The 16,313-nt window shown below is 64.0% G+C and carries 15 protein-coding genes; 14 read left to right on the top strand and 1 reads right to left on the bottom strand.

From position 1 onward, the window contains the following. Positions 1 to 90: 90 nt before the first annotated feature. Complete coding sequence (gdhA, locus tag JKV55_RS18685) at positions 91 to 1,443, bottom strand: NADP-specific glutamate dehydrogenase (RefSeq protein ID WP_202088557.1); 1,353 nt, start codon at positions 1,441 to 1,443, stop codon at positions 91 to 93. A gap of 227 nt (positions 1,444 to 1,670) precedes the next feature. On the opposite strand from gdhA, the gene gspE reads away from it, so the two are divergent. The 14 genes from gspE (at position 1,671) to JKV55_RS18615 (ending at position 16,157) form a co-directional block, all read left to right on the top strand. Then, positions 1,671 to 3,386, top strand: coding sequence for a type II secretion system ATPase GspE (gene gspE / locus JKV55_RS18680; protein ID WP_202088556.1), 1,716 nt, complete (start codon positions 1,671 to 1,673; stop codon positions 3,384 to 3,386). Between the two features lies 1 nt (position 3,387). Continuing rightward, on the top strand, positions 3,388 to 4,608 hold the full coding sequence (locus JKV55_RS18675) for a type II secretion system F family protein (RefSeq protein ID WP_202088544.1): 1,221 nt from the start codon (positions 3,388 to 3,390) through the stop codon (positions 4,606 to 4,608). Positions 4,609 to 4,618: 10 nt separating this feature from the next. After that, positions 4,619 to 5,050 carry a type II secretion system major pseudopilin GspG gene (gspG, locus tag JKV55_RS18670; RefSeq protein WP_369409666.1) on the top strand — a complete coding sequence of 144 codons (432 nt, stop codon included), beginning with the start codon at positions 4,619 to 4,621 and terminating at the stop codon, positions 5,048 to 5,050. Next, positions 5,019 to 5,471: a GspH/FimT family pseudopilin gene (locus JKV55_RS18665; RefSeq protein ID WP_202088536.1), complete on the top strand. Its 453-nt coding sequence runs from the start codon at positions 5,019 to 5,021 to the stop codon at positions 5,469 to 5,471. Before gspG ends, JKV55_RS18665 begins: the two co-directional genes overlap by 32 nt. Beyond that, a complete protein-coding gene (locus JKV55_RS18660) occupies positions 5,464 to 5,865 on the top strand; it encodes a type IV pilus modification PilV family protein (RefSeq protein ID WP_202088534.1) in 402 nt (133 codons plus the stop codon). Before JKV55_RS18665 ends, JKV55_RS18660 begins: the two co-directional genes overlap by 8 nt. Next, on the top strand, positions 5,862 to 6,533 hold the full coding sequence (locus JKV55_RS18655) for a prepilin-type N-terminal cleavage/methylation domain-containing protein (protein ID WP_202088532.1): 672 nt from the start codon (positions 5,862 to 5,864) through the stop codon (positions 6,531 to 6,533). The genes JKV55_RS18660 and JKV55_RS18655 overlap by 4 nt, the downstream gene beginning before the upstream one ends. Further along, positions 6,523 to 7,422 (top strand): type II secretion system minor pseudopilin, encoded by a 900-nt coding sequence (locus JKV55_RS18650; protein WP_237332997.1) that lies wholly within the window; start codon positions 6,523 to 6,525, stop codon positions 7,420 to 7,422. The genes JKV55_RS18655 and JKV55_RS18650 overlap by 11 nt, the downstream gene beginning before the upstream one ends. Positions 7,423 to 7,434: 12 nt before the next feature. Next, positions 7,435 to 8,517, top strand: a complete 1,083-nt coding sequence (locus JKV55_RS18645) for a PilN domain-containing protein (RefSeq protein ID WP_202088531.1) — start codon at positions 7,435 to 7,437, stop codon at positions 8,515 to 8,517. Then, entirely contained in the window at positions 8,514 to 9,125 is a 612-nt protein-coding gene (gspM, locus tag JKV55_RS18640; RefSeq protein ID WP_202088530.1) for a type II secretion system protein GspM, read from the top strand. The genes JKV55_RS18645 and gspM overlap by 4 nt, the downstream gene beginning before the upstream one ends. Further along, positions 9,122 to 9,667 carry a hypothetical protein gene (locus JKV55_RS18635; protein WP_202088529.1) on the top strand — a complete coding sequence of 182 codons (546 nt, stop codon included), beginning with the start codon at positions 9,122 to 9,124 and terminating at the stop codon, positions 9,665 to 9,667. The genes gspM and JKV55_RS18635 overlap by 4 nt, the downstream gene beginning before the upstream one ends. Next, complete coding sequence (gene gspD / locus JKV55_RS18630) at positions 9,664 to 11,751, top strand: type II secretion system secretin GspD (RefSeq protein WP_202088528.1); 2,088 nt, start codon at positions 9,664 to 9,666, stop codon at positions 11,749 to 11,751. Before JKV55_RS18635 ends, gspD begins: the two co-directional genes overlap by 4 nt. Positions 11,752 to 11,899: 148 nt before the next feature. After that, the gene (locus JKV55_RS18625) at positions 11,900 to 12,820 is read left to right on the top strand and encodes a hypothetical protein (RefSeq protein WP_202088522.1); all 921 of its coding nucleotides are present in this window, start codon (positions 11,900 to 11,902) and stop codon (positions 12,818 to 12,820) included. Between the two features lie 709 nt (positions 12,821 to 13,529). After that, entirely contained in the window at positions 13,530 to 14,177 is a 648-nt protein-coding gene (locus JKV55_RS18620; RefSeq protein WP_202088520.1) for a LuxR C-terminal-related transcriptional regulator, read from the top strand. Between the two features lie 264 nt (positions 14,178 to 14,441). Further along, positions 14,442 to 16,157, top strand: coding sequence for an ExeA family protein (locus tag JKV55_RS18615; protein WP_202088518.1), 1,716 nt, complete (start codon positions 14,442 to 14,444; stop codon positions 16,155 to 16,157). Positions 16,158 to 16,313 lie beyond the last annotated feature (156 nt).

Genomic DNA, 16,313 nt, shown 5'->3' with positions numbered 1-16,313 from the left:
GAGGCTGGGCCCGCACCAAAGTTGGGCGGGCCGGAAAAAATAAAAGCCCGGAATACCGGGCCTTTAAACGGGGTGAAGCGAGCCGCTCGCTTACACCACACCCTGCTCGATCATGGCGTCGGCCACCTTGCGGAAACCGGCGATATTGGCGCCCAGCACCAGGTTGTGGGGCTCGCCGAACTCGGCGGCGGTGGTGCTGGCGCTGAGGTAGATGTTCTTCATGATCACCTTCAGCTTCTCGTCCACTTCCTCGAAGCTCCAGCGCTGCATGCTGGCGTTCTGGGCCATTTCCAGCTGGCTGGTGGCCACGCCGCCGGCGTTGGCCGCCTTGCCCGGGCCGTAGCAGATTTTGGCGTCGAGGAAGACTTCCACCGCCTCCTGGGTGGAGGGCATGTTGGCGCCTTCGGACACGGCGATCACGCCGTTGGCCACCAGCGCCTGGGCGTCGGCCTCGGTCAGCTCGTTCTGGGTGGCGCAGGGGAAGGCCAGCTGGGCCGGGATGCGCCATACCGCGTGGCCGTCGGCCGGGTAGTCGTTCACCGGGATGAACCTGGCATCCGGATGGGCGGTCAGGTACTCGCTCAGCCGCACCTTGCGCACTTCCTTCAGCTCCTTCAGGGTGGCCAGGTCGATGCCGGCTTCATGGTAGAGGGTGCCGCTGGAGTCGGAGCAGGTCACCGGGCGGGCGCCCAGCTCATACAGCTTCTCGATGGTGTAGATGGCCACGTTGCCGGCGCCGGACACCAGGCACTGCTTGCCGGCCAGGGTATCGCCCTTGTCCGCCAGCATGTACTGGGCGAAGTAGACGCAGCCGTAGCCGGTGGCCTCCTTGCGCACCAGGGAGCCACCCCACAGCAGGCTCTTGCCGGTGAAGACGCCGTCGTAGTGGCCGGTGAGGCGCTTGTACTGGCCGAACATATAGCCGATTTCCCGGGCGCCCACGCCGATGTCGCCGGCGGGCACGTCGGTGGTGGGGCCGATATGGCGGTACAGCTCGTTGATGAAGGACTGGCAGAAGCGCATGATTTCGCCGTCGGACTTGCCCTTGGGATCGAAGTTGGCGCCACCCTTGCCGCCGCCGATGGGCAGGCCGGTGAGGGCATTCTTGAAGATCTGCTCGAAACCGAGGAACTTGATGATGCCGGCGTTCACGCTGGGGTGGAAACGCAGGCCGCCTTTATAAGGCCCCAACGCCGAGTTGAACTCGATGCGGTAGCCCTTGTTGACCTGGACCTTGCCCTGGTCATCCACCCAGGGCACCCGGAACATGATCTGGCGCTCGGGCTCGACCATGCGTTCGATGATGGAGTGCAGCTTGTACTTCTCGTTGGTTTCGAGGATGGGCTGCAGCGAATCCAGCACCTCCTCTACCGCCTGATAGAACTCTGCTTGTGCCGGACTGGTTTTTTGAAGCTTGACGATGGTGTCGTGGATATACGTCACGATATCTTCCTTGTTGTTATCTTGTTGAACTTTTCATCTGGGATACATATTAAGACCCGCTGGTATTGATATATGGATACAGTCATCCGGTCAATGGCTGACGAGTAAATAATTATTGCTAAAAAAGCGAATATTTATTCCTTTTGTGCGTGCCGCTTCCCCGCCCGGCCCACCAGCTCGTTGGTAAATCGGTCTATGCTTGATCCAGAAAACAGGGGAGCAAGTGTATGGATGCCAACGGAACGATTTCGTCCCCCGACGACAGCCGTCTGGGCCAGTTCCTGATCGAGCAGGGCCACATCACCGAGAAAGAGCTGAGCCGCCTGGAACGCATGCGCCAGGGTCAGGCCGATGGCGGATCCCTGGCCTCCCTGTTGCTCAACCTGGGCATGATGTCGGAGCGGGAGCTGGCCCGCTGCCTGGCCGAACTGACCCGGCTACCGCTCACCACCGCCGAGCAATATCCCCTGTCCCCGCCGCTGGACATGGCCCTGTCCTACCGTTTCCTGAAAGAGCATCATCTGCTGCCGCTGCGCCAGGAGCCGGACGCCCTGGTACTGGCCATGGTCGATCCCAGGGACGACTTCGCCGTCCGGGCCATGGCCATGATGTGTCGCCAGCCGGTGCGGCTGCAGGTGGGCGTGAACTCGGAGATTACCGCCGCCATCGAGCGGCTCTACGGCGAGGGCCAGAGCAAGATGGGCGATATCCTCTCGGCGGTGCAGCAGGAAGAGGAAACGGAAGAAAGCATCGCCCAGCTCAAGGACATGGCCAGCGAGGCGCCGGTGATCCGCCTGGTCAACCTGATCATCCAGAAGGCGGTGGATCTGCGCGCCTCCGACATCCATGTGGAACCGTTCGAGAATCTACTCAAGATCCGCTACCGCATCGACGGCGTGCTGCAGGAGAGCGAGGCTCCGCCGGTGAACATGACCCCGGCCATTCTCTCCCGCATCAAGATCATGGCCCGCCTCAACATCGCCGAACGCCGGCTGCCCCAGGACGGCCGTATCGAGCTAAAAATCCAGGGCATGGAGCTGGATATCCGGGTATCCACCGTGCCCACCATGCACGGAGAGAGCCTGGTGATGCGGCTGCTCAACCGGGAAAGCGTGGTGCTGGACTTCGACGCCCTGGGCTTTGCCGAAGACACCAAGGCCCGGCTGCGCCAGGTGCTGAAGATACCCCACGGCATGCTGATGGTCACGGGCCCCACCGGCAGCGGCAAGACCACCACCCTCTATACCGCCCTCAACCAGCTCAACACCACGGAGCGCAAGCTGATCACGGTGGAAGATCCGGTCGAATACCAGCTGGAGGGGGTCAACCAGATACAGATCAAGCCGAGTATCGGGCTCAGCTTCGCCAGCGCCCTGCGCTCCATAGTGCGCCAGGATCCAGACGTCATCATGGTGGGGGAAATGCGCGACCTGGAAACCGCCCGCATCTGCGTGCAGTCGGCCCTCACCGGCCACCTGGTGCTGTCCACCCTGCACACCAACGACGCCGCCAGCAGCGTGACCCGACTACTGGAAATGGGGGTGGAAGACTACCTGCTCACCTCCACCCTCAATGCGGTGATCGGACAGCGGTTGGTGCGGGTGCTCTGCCCCCACTGCAAGGAAAGCTACCCGCCACTGCCGGAGCTGGTGCGGGAGCTGAAACTGGCGCCGCTGGCGGCGGGCGAGCCCATCCGCCTGTTCCGGCCGGTGGGCTGCGCCCACTGCGCCGGCACCGGCTACCATGGCCGGCTGGCGATCCAGGAGCTGCTCACCATGAACGACGACATCCGCAAGCTGGTGCTGAGCCATGCCGACGCCGGCAAGATCCAGGAGGCCGCCATTCGCCACGGCATGAGGACCATGTACGGCGACGGCCTGCACAAGGCCCTGCAGGGGATCACCCACGTGGAAGAGGTGATCCGGGTCACCCAGGAGGCCTGAGGTGGCGCTGTTCCATTTCAAGGCGGTCAGCCAGAGCGGCGAGGTGCAGGAAGGCCGGCTCGAAGGCGCCGATCAGCAGACCATAGTGCTGCAGCTGCAACAGCGGGGCCTGATCCCGCTCAGCGTGGAGCCGGCCGACGGCCGGGGCGCCGCCTCGGCCGGTCTGGGGCTGCGACTGGGCCGCAAGCGGGTGGGCGAGCGCCAGATCCAGGCGCTCACCCAGGATCTGGCCGCCCTGCTCAAGGCCGGCGTGCCCCTGGAGCGGGCCTTCGGCATCATGATCCAGGTGCGCGACAAGGGCGACGACATCCGCCTGCTCGGCCAGATCCGCGAAGGCATACAGCGCGGCCAGACCCTGTCGGCGGTGCTGGCCGAGCAGGACGCGGCCTTCTCCCCCTTTTACCTGAACATGATCCGGGCCGCCGAGGTCTCGGGCAACCTGGAGCAGGGCCTGTCCGACCTGGCGCTGTATCTGGAACGCAGCCGCCAGCTACGGGAAAAAGCGATGTCGGCGCTGATCTACCCCATCATACTGCTGCTGGTGTCGGCGGCGTCCCTGCTGATCATCCTCATCTATGTGATCCCCCAATTCCAGCAGCTGTTCGCCGACATGGGCCAGGCCATGCCATTGTCCACCCGGGTGGTGATCGGCGCCGCCGAATTCCTGCGCGACATGGGTCTCTGGCTGTTGCTGCTGATCCTGCTGGCCCTGATCTACGGCCGGCGCCAGCTGGCCCGGCCCGACAAGCGCCTGGCCTGGGACGGCTTGTTGCTGCGCCTGCCCCTGGCCGGGGAGCTGATCCGCCGGCTGGAGGTGGCCCGTTTCAGCCGTAGCCTGGGCACCCTGATGAAGGGCGGCGTGCCCCTGCTCAGCGCCCTGACCATCGCCCGCGACACCGTCGGCAACCAGTTGCTGGCCAATACCCTGAGCGACGCCGCCGGCAGCCTGAAGGAGGGTCGCCGGCTGGCCGAACCGCTACAGGCATCGGGCCAGTTTCCGCCCCTGGCGATACAGATGATACGGGTGGGCGAGGAAACCGGCCAACTGGAGGAGATGCTGCTCAAGGTGGCCGACACCTACGACCGGGAAGTGGAAAACGCCATTCAGCGCCTGCTGACCATACTGGAGCCGGTGTTGATCGTCGGCCTGGGGGTCATCATCGCCGGCATCATCATTTCCATACTGGTGGCCATTCTCGGCATCAGTGAACTGCCCATATAGGGAGGCAACGGTGCGTTACAACAAGACCATGAAATCACGGCTCGGTTTTACCCTGCTCGAACTGCTGGTGGTGCTGGTGATCCTGGGACTGCTGGCCAGCCTGGTCGGGCCCCAGGTGCTGCGCCAGCTGGCCGGCTCCAAAACCAAGACGGCGCAGCTGCAGATCCGGGAGCTAAGCACGGCGCTGGATCTGTACCGGCTGGAGGTGGGCCGCTATCCCACCACCAGCGAAGGGCTGGACGCCCTGCTCAATGCCCCCGCCAACACCCGGGGCTGGAACGGCCCCTACCTGACCAAGAGAGCCATTCCCAAGGATCCCTGGGGCAACGACTACCACTACCGCTCACCAGGCCAATACGACGGCTTCGACCTGTTCAGCCTGGGTGCGGACAACCGGGAAGGAGGCACGGGTGAGGATCAGGACGTGGTCAGTTGGGAGTAGGGGCTTTACCCTGCTGGAGCTGCTGGTGGTGCTGACCATTTCCACCCTGGCGCTGGCGGTGGCCCTGCCGCGCTTCGCCGCCCTGCTGCCCGGGGCCGAACTGAAGAGCTACAGCCGGCAAACCGCCGCCCTGCTGCGGCTGGCCCGCAGCCAGGCCATCGCCACCGGTGAGGAAGTGGCGCTGGTATTCGACCAGGCAGGTCGCCAGACCCGGTTGTCCGGGCGGGAGGCACCCTATCCCTGGCCGGAGCGGATTGAACTGGCACTGGAAAAGGGCGAGGAGTCTCAATCTGCCCCCCAGGAAATCATCTTTTATCCGGACGGCGCCAGCAGCGGCGGCACCCTGGAGGTGGCAGGAGCCGGGCAGCGCTATCGCATAGCGGTGCACTGGCTGACCGGCAGGGTGGCCTTCCATGACTAGGGGCAGGGCCCGCCCCGGCCAGGGGGGATTTTCCCTGCTGGAGGTGCTGGTCGCCTTCGCGGTGCTGACCATCACCCTGGGCGTGCTGCTCAACATCTTTTCGCTGGCCATCCGCACCACCCAGAGCGTCCTGGAACAACAGAAGGCCATGCTGCTGGCGGAATCGAAACTGGCCGAGCTGGATGCCGGCCGCCGCTTGCGGCCGGGACGGGTGCAGGGCTGGTTCGACGACCACTACCGGTGGGAAACCCGGGTGGAGGAGTTCGACAGCCGGGAGCTGATGGACAACGACACCATGCTGATGCCCTACCGGCTGTCGGTGATCGTGGGCTGGGGCCGCAACCAGCAATATGAAATCACCACCCTGCGGCTGGTGCGGCAGGAGGCCCGATGAAGCGGCAACAAGGCTTTACCCTGCTGGAACTGGTGGTGGCGCTGACCCTGCTGACCCTGCTCTCGGGGCTGATGTTCGGCGGCTTCCGCCTCGCCGGCCGGACCTGGGAGACGGTAGAGCGCCACAACGACCGGCTCGGCGAACAGGTGCAGTTGCAGTTGTTCCTGCGCAACCTGCTGTCCCGGGCAGAGCCCAGGGACATCTGGGACATCCGCCAAACCCAGTTGCTGTCGTTCCAGGGGCGCGAGGACTCGCTGCTGTTCCTGGCTCCCCTGCCCCACAAAGGCGGCGGCCCGGCACAGCCGGCCTGGTTCTACCTGGCGCTGGACGAGACCGAGCCCGAGCATCCCCTGCTGCTGCTGAAAACCCAGCCCGTTATGGCCGGCAACAACCCGGAACAGCAGGCGATCGAGCCCTTCGACTGGTACCGGCTGCTGGACGACTTTCGCCGGCCGGAGCTGCTGCCACCCTTGCTGGCATTGGAGGTGGACGAGTTCAAGCTGCACTACCAGGCCCGGGAAGAAGACAACCGCCTGCCCGAGTGGCAAACCGACTGGCTGGAGCAGGAACGGCTGCCGGCACTGATCCGGCTGCAGCTGGCCCCGGACTGGCCCGCCCTGGTCATAGCTCCCGGAGACCACCGCTATGAGATCAAGGATGAATACTAGGCCGCGGGGCATCGCCCTGGTCAGCGTGCTCTGGGTGCTGATCCTGCTGACCCTGCTGGCTACCGGGCTTTCCCTGAACAGCCGCAGCCAGGCCCAGCAGAGCAGCAATATCACCCATGCCGCCCAGCTTCGTCACGCCGCCGATGCGGGCATGCACCTGGCGCTGCTGGCACTGGCCCAGCCGCAAGACCGGCAGCCCTGGCTGGCCGACGGCAGCCCTCATCTGATTCAACTGGATGACATGGAAATCAGGGTGGCGATCTTTAATGAAAGCGGGCGCATCGATCTCAACGCCGCCGGCCCCGAACTGCTCGATGGCCTGCTGGCCACCATAGGTCTGGACGACGGCCAGCGCGCCCGGCTGGTGGACGCCATCATGGACTGGCGCGACGGCGACGATCTGCGTCGGCTGCACGGCGCCGAAGTCGACGACTATATCGCCGCCGGGCTGGACTACGGCCCCGCCAACGCCTCCTTTGAATCGGTGGAGGAAGTACAGCGGGTATTGGGCATGACCCCGGATATCTACCGCCGGATCAGGCACAGCCTGACCATCCACAACCCGCGCAACAGCATCAATCCCCTCTATGCCCCTCGCCAGGTGTTGCTGGCCCTGCCCGGCACCGATGAAGCGCCCGTCGATCAGTTTATCGAAGACAGACGCAGGAGCCATGAAAATGGCCAACCGCCTCCGGCCACCAGCATGTTTCCACGCCCCTTCCTCTCTGGCGGCGCCCCCGGGGTCAACTACACTATTCATACTGAAGCTCGTATGAATACGGTTTACCGCTACCACCTGACGGCCAGCCTGCTCAACCGTCGCGGCCAGGCCGTGGTGGAACGGATCAGCCAGGAATCCGTACCGCTGTTCACCGAGCCGGGCGGTTAACGGAGATTCCCTATGGATGGGGATAATATCGTACAGAAGCTGAATCATTACGGTCGCGGGCTAGGGCAACACCTTGCCCTATTCTGGCAATGGTGGAGCCGCCAGCTGCTCAGCCTGCTGTCTCCCCACCTGAGCCGGCGCCTGCTCGGCCAGAAGCAACGGCTCGGCATTTATCCCGAACAGGATAGCTATCGGCTGACGTTGGAGCCCCAGGGCGAGCAATTGTTCCTGAACGGATCGCCGGCCCAGGAGGAAGCCCTGGAGCGGATGCTGAAACAGGCCGACAGCATCCGCCTCTGCCTGCCCGCCGGCGAGTTGCTGCTGACCCGCATCATCCTGCCGGCGGCCACCGCCGGCAACCTGGCCAACGTGCTGCGCTTCGAAATGGACAGGTACACCCCTTTCAGCTCCGATCAGGTCTATTTTGGTTTCAAAGCCGCTCCCCGCGAGAAAGACGGCGCCCAGATCCAGATCAGCCTGTCGCTGGCGCCCAAGGTCCAGGTGGCCCCCAGGCTGGCCGAGCTGGCCGAGCTGGGGCTGGCTCCCGACTCCCTCTGTAATGCCGAACACCCGGAGGCGCCGGCCATTCCACTCCCGGTGATCCAAAGTGCGGCCGCCCTCAAGGCCGGGCGACTGAAACGCCTGAACGGCGCCCTGGTGCTGGTGATGTTGTTTTTGTTGGTGGCCGTGCCGCTTTACCAGCGGCAAAACCGGATCGACGCGCTCGGCGCCCAGCTGGATATCCCCCGGCAGCGAGCGGAGCAGGCCGCCACCCTCAAGCAGCAACTGGAGGAGCTGCAGCAAAGCCGACAGTTCCTGGCCCGGGAAAGGGCGAGCCGGCCTTCGGTGTTGCCGCTGCTGGATGAACTGACCCGCCAGTTGCCCGACCATACCTGGCTCAGCCGCTTCGAGCTGCTCGAGGGTACGGTACAACTACGGGGGGAGTCGGCCAACGCCTCCGAGCTTATTGGCCTGCTGGAAGCCTCCCAGCTGTTCTTCGACGTGCGCTTCAGCTCACCGGTCACCAACAATCCGGCCACCAACAAGGACCGCTTTATGATTGACGCCCGCTTCGGCGAGGAGACCGCCTTATGAACCTGAGCGCCCGGCAGCAGCAGGCGGTCGCCCTGGGGCTACTGCTGGTAGTGGTGATGCTGGCCTTCAGCCTGGTCATAGGCCCCCTGCTCGGGCTCTTCCTGCAGCAGGGGGCGACCATCGGCCAGCTGGAAAATCAGCTCAACCGCTACCAGCGGCTGTCGGCCGAGCTGGAGCAGACCGAGCAGGCATTGCACCGGTTGCGGGCCGACGCTCCCGACACCGGGCTTTACCTGCCGGAACGCCGCCCCGCCCTGGCTTCGGCCTGGCTGCAGCAACATCTGAACCGGCTGGTGAGCCGTAGCGGCGGCCAGCTGGTAAGCGTGCAAAACGCCCCTCTCTCTGCCGAAGGTCCCTTGCCGGCCGTGGTGCTGCGAGTGCACCTGCGCGGCGAGCTGGACCAACTGGTGCCCCTGCTTCATGCCCTGGAGTCGGGGCGGCCCGCGCTTTTTATCCAGAGCCTGGTGATCACCGCCAACCCGCGCCGATCCGCCATCCAGATGAACAGGAACATAGTGATTCGCCGCCAGGATCCCCGGCTGCGACAGCTCCCCTCGCTCGACGTTCGCTTCGACCTGATCGGTTATGCCCAAAGGGAGGCGTTATGAAACCCTGGCTCTTGCTGCTGGCCATGCCACTACTGTTGTGGCTGCCGGCCCCCCGGGCGCAGGACGGCTACGCCCCGGCTCCGGCCTACCCGCCCCTCGAACAGTTCGATGAGATCATCAGCCGGCCGCTGTTCGACGAGAGTCGCCGGCCCCAGGCGGGCGCAGGCGGGGATCCCATCAGCGCAAGCGCCGCCGCCATGCGGGAAAAGTGGCGCCTGACCGGGGTGGTGTGGGAAGGCGACCAGCAACTGGCACTGTTCAGCGAACGCCAGGGGGAAGGACGAGCCCGTATCAAGGTGGGCATGTATCTGGACGGGAGCTGGCAGCTGGAAGAAATAACGGTGGACGCCGTGACCCTGAGCGACGGCGTCCTGCGCCTGCGCCTGGAGCTGTGGGAGCCCAGGCTGCCTTCCAGCCGGTCGCTCGATACGCCGGCCAACACACCGCAAGACCATCCGCACGCCACCCCGGCCGAGCCCGGCGAAGACGCCGCCGCACCGGACAACGACAACGAACAGGGAAGTAACGGGGAATCATCATGAGCGAGTTTCACCAGAGCAAATGGCTGTGCATTGGTTTCTCCTGCACCCTGCTGATCGCCTGCACCACCCCCACCGGCGACAGGGGAACCCTCGACAAGCCCTGGGGCCAGGCCAGGATGGCCAGCAGCTATGATCCGGTGCGCCTCCCTCCCCGGGACGAAGAGCTGCTGCCCGCCCCGCCCATCGCCACCAGCGGTCCGGCCGACAGCCCCGCCACCCGCAGCGAAATCTACCGGGGCTCGGGCAACTTCGTCCGCCTGGAGCAGGCGGAAGCAATCCCGCCCCCCGCCCCCGGCGACATTACCCTCAACTTCCAGGGCTCCGACATCGCCGAGGTGGTGAAGACCATACTGGGCGACATACTGCAACTGAACTATTCCCTCGATGAACGGGTGCTCGGCCAGGTCTACCTGCAAACCAACAGGCCCATCCGTGAAGAAGCCCTGCTGCCCATCCTGGAAAGCCTGCTGCAGACCCACGGTGCCGCCCTGGTACACAGCCAGGGCCTGTTCAACGTGATACCGGCCGGCGAAGTGCCCACCGCCGTCCTCAATCCCCGGCTGGCACCCACCGCCGAGCGCGGCTACCAGATGCTGATATTGCCGCTGCGCTACATAGGCGCCCGGGAAATGGAAAAGATCCTGGAGCCGGTGAAACCCCGCCAGGGTACCCTGATGGTGGACGACAGGCGCAACATGCTCACCCTGGTGGGCACCCGGGATGAACTGCTCAATATCCGCGACACCGTCAACCTGTTCGACGTGGACCAGTTGCGCGGCATGTCGGTGGGCCTGTTCCGGCTGCAGGCCAGCAGCGCCGACCTGATCGCCGGCGAGCTGCAGGCTATTTTCGGCGACGAAGCCGAGGGCCCCCTGGCCGGCATGGTGCGCTACCTGCCGATAGAGCGGCTCAACGCCCTGCTGGTGATCACGCCCCAGGAGCGCTACCTGACCGACGCCCGGGTCTGGATCGAGCGGCTGGATCGGGCCGAGAACCCGCGCGGACTGAACATGTACGTATACCATGTGCAAAACGGCAAGGCCGACCACCTGGCCACCCTGCTCAACCAGTTGTTCGACAGCCAGCGCCGCAACCGCGGTGATGCCTCACTGTCGCCGGCCAACGCCCCCGGGGAAGACCGCGCCCTGCTGCAAATCGCCACCGGCATCAACGCCGCCAGCCTGGACGTGGGCGAAGTGAGCGTGATCGCCGACACCGAGCGCAACGCCCTGGTGGTAATGGCCGCCAGCGCCGACTACGCCAAGGTGGAGCAGGCCATCAAGCGGCTGGATCAGCTGCCGCTGCAGGTACTGGTGGAGGCCACCATAGTGGAAGTAAGCCTGGAGGATGAGCTGCGCTACGGCCTGCAGTGGTATTTCAAGAACAACCTGGGCAGTGGCCGCACCGGCGCCGGTGGCCTGGGGCCCTTGCCCATCCCCACCGCTACCAGCCTGGCCGCCTCCAGCGCCAGCTACGAGGTGTTCAGCGCCAGCGGCACCCGCGCCCTGCTCACCGCCCTGGCCAGCGATTCCAAGGTGAACGTGATCTCCTCCCCCTCGCTGATGGTACTGGACAACCAGAAGGCGCAGATCCGGGTGGGCGACCAGGTGCCGATCCGCACCTCGGAAACCACCAACCTCAACAGCGACCTGGGCAACGTCACCAGCACCATCCAGTACCGGGACACCGGCGTGCTGCTGGAAGTCACCCCGCGGGTGAACGCCGGCGGCATGGTGGTGCTGGAGCTCATCCAGGAGGTGAACGACGTGGCCACCACCACCTCCTCCAACATCCAGTCGCCCACCATTACCCAGCGCAGAATAGACACCCGGGTGGCGGTGCAGAGCGGCGAGACCCTGGTGCTGGGCGGCCTTATCCGCGAGAACAAGGCCCAGGACAGCCAGGGCGTGCCCGGCATCCGCCATGTGCCGGTGCTGGGCTGGCTGTTCGGCAGCAGCGGCACCAACGTCAAGCGCACCGAACTGGTGGTGCTGATCACCCCCACCGCCGTGGCCAACCCCCAGGACGCCCGCGCCGTGACCCAGGAATATCGCCGAAAACTGCTGGGGGTAGCGGCGATGTAACTCATATTTGCAACCCACCTCGGCGCATGCTCCTTCCGGAGTATTGTCCCTCTGCAAGCCGGAACTATGCTCTAGTCGAGAGGCCCTGAACGGTGCTGAACACCGATTCAGGGCAACGGCATAGCTCCTAAGTTGTGAGGACAGAGTCATGGATGCATTATTTGCGAAAGTCGAAGCCCTAGAGAAGGACGAGGAAGGGGCGACGATTGTGGAAGACGCGGTGGCCAGGGGTGCGAAAACCCCGGCCACGCACCACGCCCGGATCACCCGCCTCCTCGGCAGGCTCATTGGGCTTTGTGCCCTGCTCGCCCTGGCCGCCGTCGTGGCCACGACCCCGGCGCTCGCCGGCACCATAGTCACCTATACCGGCCAGGGCTTCACCTTTGACGACACCACCGCCAACCTGAAAAACGAACGCTGCGGTCTGACGGGGCAGGACGACGCCGACGACGGCGGCACCGGCCAGTTCGCCGACTGGAACGGACCCGGGCAGCCATACCAGGAAGGACAGCCATACCTCCTCTGGGTGCTGACCGCGAACGGCGCCACCTCGGCGAAACTTAACCTGCCTGGTGGCAGTGTCGACATGATCCAGGTCGGCGGTACCTTTAAGTATGCGAGCCAGTACTACAACTACAACGCTCTGGTCGGACTGCCTGTCACCGCCAAATACCAAGGGACTGTCCGGGGCAATGTCCAGCTTGTGGTCAGCCACGGCTGCCAGCCCTTCGAGGGCGAAGAAGGCGCCTGGTGCTCGCCCGGCTTTTGGAGGAATGCAGCCGATGCCGCCTGGGCTCTGACCGGGCACGCCAAGACCGACCTCTTTAACGACACCGTCGTCCCGGACTTCTACGACACCGCCTCGGCGGCCAACCCGACCTTGATCCAGGTGTTGACCACGCCGAACGCCAACACCTTCGGCGCGGCCAGCGGCCCCTACGGGCTGAACGCCTTCAATGCCACGGGCGCCTTCCTCACCGACCAGCTCCCCGGCTTCCACTTTGATCCGAGCCGCATCGGGGAGGAGAATGCCTGTCCGATCGACAACTCCGGCAACTTCAAGCAGTAGCCGGCCATGAGAACCTCAGGATGAGTCCGTCCTGACAGTAGGGGCTCCGCGAGCGGAGCCCCTCTTCTTATATGGGCCGCCATGACCGGTTCCGCGAGGTGGAGTCTGAGGGAAGCCGAAGGCAAAGCACTGGCCCGACCGACAGGAATCGCATAGGAGCCGGCCGCCGTGGGGGAGAAAGCCTGCGGGTCGCGCTCCGCCACCCTGCCGGCTTCGGCCAGGGTCAACTGCGTCATGGGTGGCACCGGATGGTCAGCATGTGCCAATTATCGCAAAATCAGGGCATTTCTCAGATGAAATGGACACCGCCCCCTCCAAAGCGGCCTCAAGGTGCCATAGTTGAAGGTATTATCCAGCCCCTCGGTAGAGAAGATGGTGCCCATAAACAAGATGTGCGTGATCGGACTGGATTTGGCAAAGAACCTGTTGCAGCTAGCTGCGAGCAACCAGCCGGGGAAAGTGCTGTTGCACAAGCAATTGCCTCGCAGGCAGGTATAAGGTGTTGCTGGTATGAAAGCCTGTGGTGCCCATATAAGAGACTCCTTAACTCAGGAGAGTTGACATGGACGTAACAAATGAAGTGAAGGCGTTTTTCAGGGATGAGGAAGGTTTGACTGCGGTGGAACATGCGATTGCACAACCCAGGTTTCCGGGACGGCATCACTATTGTGTTACACCGACCATTAAATAATTTCCTGCAAAGCGCAACATGACCAGAATCCGGATTCTTGTAGCCAACCATGACTTCCACCTGCGGGAAGCGTTGCTCGATGCCCTGAACGGACAGGAAGACATGCAGGTCGTCGGCGAAGCCAGGGACTCCGACCATGCCTTGCATCTGGTGGAAGTACTGCGGCCGGATATCCTGCTGCTGGATGCCCTTCTTCATGGCGGCATGGACACCCTGCCCATGATTGCAGAGATCAACCCCGGAACGAGGATCCTGGTTTTTGCCGACCCGACCGATGTTGAGTTTGTCGTGCTGGCGCTGGAACAGGGGGCCCCGGGTTGCATGTCGCGGGCGTTTGCAGCGAAGCACCTGATCAAAGCCATCCACGCCCTCCACCAGGGTGAACTCTGGGCGCCGCGCCGGCTATTGGCACAACTGCTCAGCGAACTGTTGCTCAGAACGAAACAGCAATCAAAGCCGCCGGTTGCCGATGCGCAAGCAGCGCTCACCGATCGGGAACAGGAGATCCTACGGTGGGTGGCCCGCGGCATGACCAACAAGGAAATCGCCAAGCAACTCGGGATCAGCGACCTGACAGTCAAGTCACATTTGCAGCACATCTACGCCAAGCTGGGTATCCACCGGCGCCTGCGGCTTGCTATCGAGCAGGTGGCCGATCGCCGGTAGGTCGATTTCCGAAAAATCCCCCCATGCGGGCTACCGGTGTACATGCAGGCACTGATCGTCAATCACCCAGGCGCTCAGCAAACCATCACCGGGCCCGTTCCACGCCATTGATTCCGTTGTCATGGCGCCGTGGCCCGTCCTGGCACAGATGACCCCCGTTTAGTACAGCCGGTTTGAATACCCTGAAAAAGCCCTGTTGCCGGCTGGCCGGAAGGGGCATTCGGCTTATATATTAAGAAGTACATGCCCCCAAGGATGGTCATCATGTACGGCAACTATTTCGGCCTGAGCGATCTGCCTTTTTCCATTGCCCCGGATCCCCGTTACCTCTATCTCAGCCAGCAGCACCGGGAAGCCTTGGCCCACCTGCAATATGGCCTCAGCAGCCACGGCGGTTTTGTACTGCTCACCGGCGAGGTCGGCACCGGTAAAACCACGGTATGTCGCTGCCTGCTGGAGCAAGTGCCGGAGCACACCGATTTGGCCTTTATCCTCAACCCCAAGTGCACCGCCCTGGAACTGCTGGCCGCCATCTGTCAGGAGTTGGACATAACGGTGCCGGAACAGGCCAATCTCAAACAACTGACCGACGCCATCAACCACCACCTGCTCGATACCCATGCCCAGGGCCGCCGGGCGGTACTGATTATCGACGAGGCCCAGAATCTGTCGACCGAGGTGCTGGAACAGATCCGGCTGCTGACCAACCTGGAGACCAATACCCACAAACTGCTGCAGATTATCCTGCTGGGTCAGCCGGAACTGGCCGAGAAGCTGACGCAGCCGGAGCTGCGCCAGCTGTCCCAACGAATCACCGCCCGTTATCATCTGATTCCGCTGACCTTCGCCGAGATGCAGTCCTACATCGCCCATCGCCTGTCGGTGGCGGGCGTAGAGGCCTCACTGTTCCATCCCAACAGCCTGCGCCGGCTTTACCGTCTGACCGGCGGCGTCCCCAGGCTGATCAACGTGATCTGTGACCGGGCCCTGCTCGGCGCCTATGTGCAACGGCTGCCCAGGGTGGATCGGAAGACCATGAACCGGGCCGCCACCGAGGTGTTGGGCCGCCCCGGTGCCGGTCCGTATTGGCGGACATGGGCCCTGGCCGCATGCCTGGCGGTACTGCTGGCCGCCGTGTGGCTGCAGGATGTGCAACAGCAGCTGCCGAGTGCCGATGTTCCCCTGCTGTCGCAGGCATCCTCGACCGACGAGGATCCGGACAGTTCGCCCCTCTCTCCGATGAAAGAGACGGAGCCGGCGACCTTGCCGGTCGACAAGGTGATGGCGGCTCTTCCTGCTGTCGAGCCGGAGCGCGCTCTGCCCGCAAAACAAGAACTGGAATTCTGGCAATGGCCCGCCGCCCTGGATACCGATATCAGCCAGGTCATGGCCTACCAGCACCTGTTTTCCCTCTGGAGGCTGGATTACAACCCGAATGAGCATCCGGTGGTGTGTCGCTTCGCCCGCCTGCACCAGCTGGACTGCGCCTTTCAGGACGGAGACCTGGCAACCTTGCAACAGCAGAACCACCCGGCGGTCTTTCGCCTGGAGCATCCCGACAAGGGAGCCGTCTACGCCACCCTGACCCGCATCGATGGCGAGCGGGCGGACGTCATGATCGGCGGCCAGGCCAGGAAAATTGCCCTGGCCGAGCTGGCGGCCAGTTGGCCCGGCAGCTACGTCTTGCTCTGGCAGCCCCCGCCCCTGTACCAGGCCCCGCTTTATCCGGGCAGCCGCGGTGAAGCCGTGGCCTGGCTTGAGCAACATCTGGCCTCCTGGCAAGGGCGGGCGCCGCGTCGGCAGCATCAACGCTACGACGACGTATTGGCCGGTGATATCAGGGCATTTCAACGCAGCAAGGGGCTGACCGCCGATGGCATCTTTGGTCCGCAAACCGGCATTTATCTCAGTGCCAGCCTGCTCGACGGCCTGCCCAGGCTCAGTGGCCAACAGGAGAACACCAGTGTCGTATATCCTTGATGCGCTAAAACAATCGGAACGACAACGCCGCCGCCGCCTGCCGACGGCAGGCATGGCTCTGCAGCCTGTGTTCCCCGAACCAAGCAGCTCTCCCCCTTTTTACCGCCGCTGGCTGTGGTGGCTGCTAACGGGGCTGGTTGCAGCCCTGCTCGCCGG

The sequence above is a fragment of the Zobellella iuensis genome (genome assembly GCF_016746085.1).
GTDB lineage: Bacteria > Pseudomonadota > Gammaproteobacteria > Enterobacterales > Aeromonadaceae > Oceanimonas > Oceanimonas iuensis.
The sequence above is the reverse complement of the archived record's forward strand: the minus strand, read 5'-3'. Positions and strand labels throughout refer to the sequence as shown.